The organism is Streptomyces sp. NH27 (assembly GCF_056859195.1).
In genome coordinates this window covers 1-4,771 of sequence record NZ_JACEGK010000579.1, presented here as the reverse complement: position 1 = coordinate 4,771, position 4,771 = coordinate 1, and the positions used below count along the sequence as shown (strand labels likewise).

Genomic DNA, 4,771 nt, shown 5'->3' with positions numbered 1-4,771 from the left:
GCTGTACCACTGGCGGGTGCTGCCGGACAGCCCGCCCACCGGCTTCGCCGACGCCTTCGGGGGCGTCGAGGGAGCCGTCGCGCACTGGGACGGGTCGGCGGCCGTGCGCCGCCGGCTGGAGGCGATCGGCAGGTCGGCGGCGAGCCTGGTGCTGTTCCTGGAGCACGTGCCGTGGACGCTCGCCGCCTGGCTCACCGATGCCCGGGAAGCGGCCCGACCGGCGTTGGGAGGCGGGCCGGCCTACCAGTGGGTCGAGGACGAACTGCGGCGCGGCACGGAGTTCATGAGCACCCGCGGCTTCGTCCACTTCGACGCGCACTTCGCCAACCTGCTCACCGACGGCCGGCGGCTGTACTTCGCCGACTTCGGGCTCGCGTCGAGCCACGACTTCGCACTGTCGACGCAGGAGGCCGCCTTCCTCACCGGCCACCTCGTCTACGACCGCTCGTACGCGCCGTGCCACCTGCTCCGCCACCACCTGCCCGACATCATCGGCGGCGACACCGAGCTCGTGACTTTCCTGCGCGCGTGGGCCGACGGTCACCGGCCCGAGGGGGTGCCGCCCGAGATCGGCGCGATCATCGACCGCCATGCCCCGCACGCGGTCGTTCTGGACGACTTCCACCGCCGGCTGCTCACGCAGAGCAAGCGCACCCCGTTTCCCGCGGCCGAGATCCGGCGGGCGCTGGCCGGCGGGCGGGCGTCGGGGCAGACCCCGCGCGCCCGCTGACCCGCCGGAGCGGACCGGCCAGCCCGGACGGATCGGACCGCTCGGACGGCCCTGAGCAACCCAGCAACCCCACAGCCCCTGAGCAGCCCTGAACAACCCGGGGCCGGGCCCCGGAGCTATTCGCCGGGCACCGTGAGGGCGTAGTGCAGCGTCGCGTAGCGCTTCCTGCGGTGCACGAACGGGACCAGGACCCCATGCAGGAAGGGGTACTTGTGCGCGAGGGCCTTCGCGGCGCGCTCCGCCTCCTCACCGGTGAGCAGCGTGGCCCGCGCCTCGACGGCCGGGCCGGTGGGCTTGCCCCGCACGGTGGACGGCGCGATCTCGACGCGCGGGTCGTTCCGCAGCCGCTTGACCTTCCAGGCCGCGTCGTAGGTCCGGAAGAAGGCCCGCTCCCCGTCGACGACGATGTTGACGGCCGTGCCGACGGGCGTGCCGTCCTTCTTGTACGTGGTGAGCAGGACCGTCTTCTGCCGGACGAAGGGCTCGAACGGGGAAGGGGTGTTCGTCATCGGATGCCTCCGGTGCTCCTGGCCCGCCGGTGTGCGGGCCGGTCGTAAGTACGACAGGGCCGGCTGTCCCTTTGTGACATCGGCCGGCACCGCCCGGCACGGACGCGATCCGCCCGGGTCGGGAGATGCGTCGACGCCCGCCCCGTGGTGACGGGCGGACGTCGTCCGGTCTGAATGATCACCGTGGGCGGTGGTCGGCTGCGGTCTGCTACGAGTCGTCGCGCTTGAGGGACTGCTGCGAGTGGTCGCCCTTCTCGATGAAGTGCTCGTCACCGCGATCCGACGTCTCGTCCGCCTCGTGGGCGCCGCTGTCCTGCGAGCGCCGTTCGGCCTCGGCGGCCTGCCACGCCTTCCGGTCCTTGTCCGTGGATTTGTCCATGTCGCTCACTTCCCGATGGGAGTGCGTACTCCACCACCGTATGACCGGGATGGGGCGGACGCCCACCGCGGAACTCCGGAGGGCGTGCGGCTCGTCGCCGGCATCGCGCGGGAAGGTGTGCGGCCCGCGGATCCATGGGTGAATCAGCGTGCCGTTCCGGTCCAATCCGGGCAATCCGCCGTTGCGTCTCTACGCTCTCCGAGAGGGCGGAATGACGGCTTCGGATGATCGTGATCGTGATCGTGATACGGGAGGTTGCGGGTGGACGTGTCGGGTCGTGCCATGGTGGGCCGTCGCGGGCTGCTGGGGGCAGCGGGCGCTCTGGCCGCAGGCAGTGCGGTGACAGGTCTTGCCACGGCCTGTTCGCAGGGCACCGCCGAAGCCGCCGCTGCGGGAGCCGTCCGGCCGGAGGCGGCGGTGTCGGTCGGGCCGGCGGATTCCCGTTACGCCAGCCTGTTGCGAGGCGACAACTGGCGCTTCGTGGGGAATCCGGACGAGATCCGGGTGGTCGAGTCGACGGACCAGGTGGTGCGCGCGGTGTCGGACGCCGTGGATTCCGGGCGCCGGATCGCGGTGCGCAGCGGCGGGCACTGTTTCGAGGGCTTCACCGCAGAGCCCGGGGTGCGTCTGCTCCTGGACCTCTCGTCCATGAACGAGGTCGGGTACGACCGGGACCGGGGCGCGTTCGTGGTCCGTCCGGGGGCCACGCTGGGGCATGTCTACCGGACGCTCTTCACGCGCTACGGCGTGACCATTCCCGGCGGAGGCTGCCCGCACGTGGGGGCCGGCGGACATGTGTGCGGCGGCGGATACGGGCCGCTCTCCCGCAGGTACGGCTCCGTGGTGGACCACCTCCACGGCGTGGAGGTGGTGGTCGTCGGCGGCGACGGCACCGTTCGTACGGTGACCGCCACCCGCGAACCGGGCGATCCGCACCACGACCTGTGGTGGGCGCACACCGGTGGCGGCGGAGGCAACTTCGGCGTCGTGACCAGGTACTGGATGCGCACGCCGGGAGCCACCGGCACCGATCCCTCGCGGCTGCTGCCGGCCGCACCCGCCAGGGTCCTGGAGTGCCTGGTCGTCTGGGCCTGGGACGAGCGGATGACCGAGAAGGCGTTCACCACGCTGCTGCGCAACTTCGGGAGCTGGCACGAGCGCAACAGTGCGCCGGGCACACCGCAGGCGAACCTGTACGCGATCCTGCAAGCGGCGCACCGCAGCGCGGGCGACTTCCGCATGATCGTCCAGATCGACGCGGACACCCCGGGCGCGGACGACCTCGTGACGGCCTTCGTGTCCGCCGTCACCGCGGGCACCGGGGTCGAGCCGGCACTCGACGACCGCCGGACCATGCCGTGGCTGCACCCGATCACCTGGCCGGGCGCGGGTGAGGCCGGCGACGTGGTCACCCGCCGGTACAAGATCAAGGCCGCCTATCTGCGCCGGTCGTTCACCGGCGGGCAACTCGCGACGATCCACCGGCATCTGACGAACTCCACCGGGACCCCGGTCGGCACCCTGGAACTGATCGGATACGGCGGCCAGGTCAACGCCGTCCGGCCCGGGGCGACCGCGGTGGCCCAGCGTGACTCGGTCATGAAGGCCGACTTCCACACCGTCTGGACCGACGAGGCCGACGACGCGGCCAACCTGGCCTGGGTCCGCGACTTCTACCGCGACGTGTACCGCGACACCGGCGGCGTCCCCGTACCCGGCACGGTCAGTGACGGCTCCTACGTCAACTACCCGGACACCGACCTGGCCGACCCCGCCTGGAACACCTCCACGATGCCCTGGCACACCCTCTACTACAAGGACAACTACCCCCGCCTGCAACAGGTGAAGGCCCGCTGGGACCCCCTCGACGTCTTCCACCACGCTCTCGCGATCCAGAGCGCCTCCGCTGCGGGGGGACCACGTCGGACCGGCGCCGCCACCGCGCCACCCGACGGATCCGACCGGTCCCCGACCCGCACCGGCGGGTAGGCGTGCGGCCTCAGCGGTCGAGCCGCCGCCGGGCCGTGAGCGGTTCGGCGAAGCAGCGGCTGTCGCTGGAGCGGTGGCGGCCGAAGCCCGCGCGCCCGCACGGCGGTTGGAACATGGCCGGACCGGGCGGCGGATCGGGCGGCGGCTCGGCCGGACCGGAAGCGGCGGCGCCGAAGTCGGCTCGCCGACCGGCGGAGCGCTCTGCGAGGGTGAGGGCGTGACACGATCGTTCGTACCGGGCCTGGAGCTCGCCGAGACATTCCACGCCGAGGTCGTCGCGCCGCTCCTGGACGCCGCGCTGGACCGGGTGCCGTACTCGGCGGGCCTGATCGGCGCCGGCTCCGAGGTGCAGGGATACGACACCGAGCGCTCCACCGACCACGCGTGGGGCCCGCGGGTACAGGTCTTCCTCGGCGGCGAGGACTTCCGGGCCCGCGCCGCCGACCTCACCGCGCTGCTGGACCGCGAACTGCCCGACGCGTTCGGCGGCCACCCGGTGCGCTTCGCCTTCCCGGCCGGCACGCCGGCCCGGCACCGGGTCGACGTCATCGACCTGCGCGCGTACTTCGCCGACCGGCTCGGCGTGGACCCCGCCGACGGCGTGCCGGTCTCCGCCTGGCTGACGACCCCGACCCAGACCCTGCGCGAACTCACCGCCGGCGCCGTCTTCCACGACGGTCTCGGCCGGCTCGCCGCGTACCGCGAACTGCTCGCCTGGTACCCGGACGACGTGTGGCGCCACGTCCTCGCCTGCCAGTGGATGCGGCTGTCCCAGGAGGAGCCCTTCGTCGGCCGCTGCGGCGAGGTCGGCGACGAACTCGGCTCCGCGGTGGTCGCCGCCCGCCAGGTCCGCGACCTGATGCGGCTGTGCCTGCTGATGCACCGGGTCTACCCGCCCTACGGCAAGTGGCTCGGCACCGCCTTCGCCGCGCTGCCCTGCGCCGCCGACCTCACCCCGCACCTCTCCGGTGCACTGTCCGCCGGCACATGGCGCGAGCGCGAGCGGCACCTGTCGCCTGCCTACGAGGGCGCCGCCGCGCTCCACAACGCCCTCGCCCTCACCGACCCGCTCGACCCGGCGGTCCGGCCGTTCCACGACCGCCCGTTCCTCGTGCTGGACGCCCACCGCTTCACGCACGCGCTCACCGCCACCATCACCGACCC

The 4,771-nt window shown here is 72.8% G+C and carries 4 protein-coding genes and 1 pseudogene; 3 read left to right on the top strand and 2 right to left on the bottom strand.

The window, feature by feature from the left end; genetic code table 11:
* Positions 1-730 (top strand): annotated as a pseudogene (locus AC13HU_RS32330) (protein kinase family protein); the annotation flags it as partial.
* Positions 731-846: 116 nt separating this feature from the next.
* On the opposite strand, the gene AC13HU_RS32325 reads toward AC13HU_RS32330, so the two are convergent.
* Together AC13HU_RS32325 and AC13HU_RS32320 are read right to left on the bottom strand one after the other, a co-directional pair.
* A complete protein-coding gene (locus AC13HU_RS32325; RefSeq protein ID WP_483045540.1) occupies positions 847-1,239 on the bottom strand; it encodes a PPOX class F420-dependent oxidoreductase in 393 nt (130 codons plus the stop codon).
* A gap of 208 nt (positions 1,240-1,447) precedes the next feature.
* Complete coding sequence (locus AC13HU_RS32320; RefSeq protein WP_483045539.1) at positions 1,448-1,627, bottom strand: hypothetical protein; 180 nt, start codon at positions 1,625-1,627, stop codon at positions 1,448-1,450.
* Positions 1,628-1,900: 273 nt separating this feature from the next.
* Between AC13HU_RS32320 and AC13HU_RS32315 the strand changes: the two genes are divergently transcribed.
* Complete coding sequence (locus AC13HU_RS32315) at positions 1,901-3,607, top strand: FAD-binding oxidoreductase (protein ID WP_483045538.1); 1,707 nt, start codon at positions 1,901-1,903, stop codon at positions 3,605-3,607.
* Positions 3,608-3,824: 217 nt separating this feature from the next.
* Positions 3,825-4,771 (top strand): DUF4037 domain-containing protein (locus AC13HU_RS32310; protein WP_483045537.1); only part of this gene is annotated, 947 nt, incomplete at its 3' end.

What these genes read in the sequence shown, in the direction of transcription:
- AC13HU_RS32325 (WP_483045540.1), bottom strand. Translation starts at nt 1,239, where the DNA reads ATGACGAACACCCCTTCCCCGTTCGAGCCCTTCGTCCGGCAGAAGACG.
- AC13HU_RS32315 (WP_483045538.1), top strand. Translation starts at nt 1,901, where the DNA reads ATGGTGGGCCGTCGCGGGCTGCTGGGGGCAGCGGGCGCTCTGGCCGCA.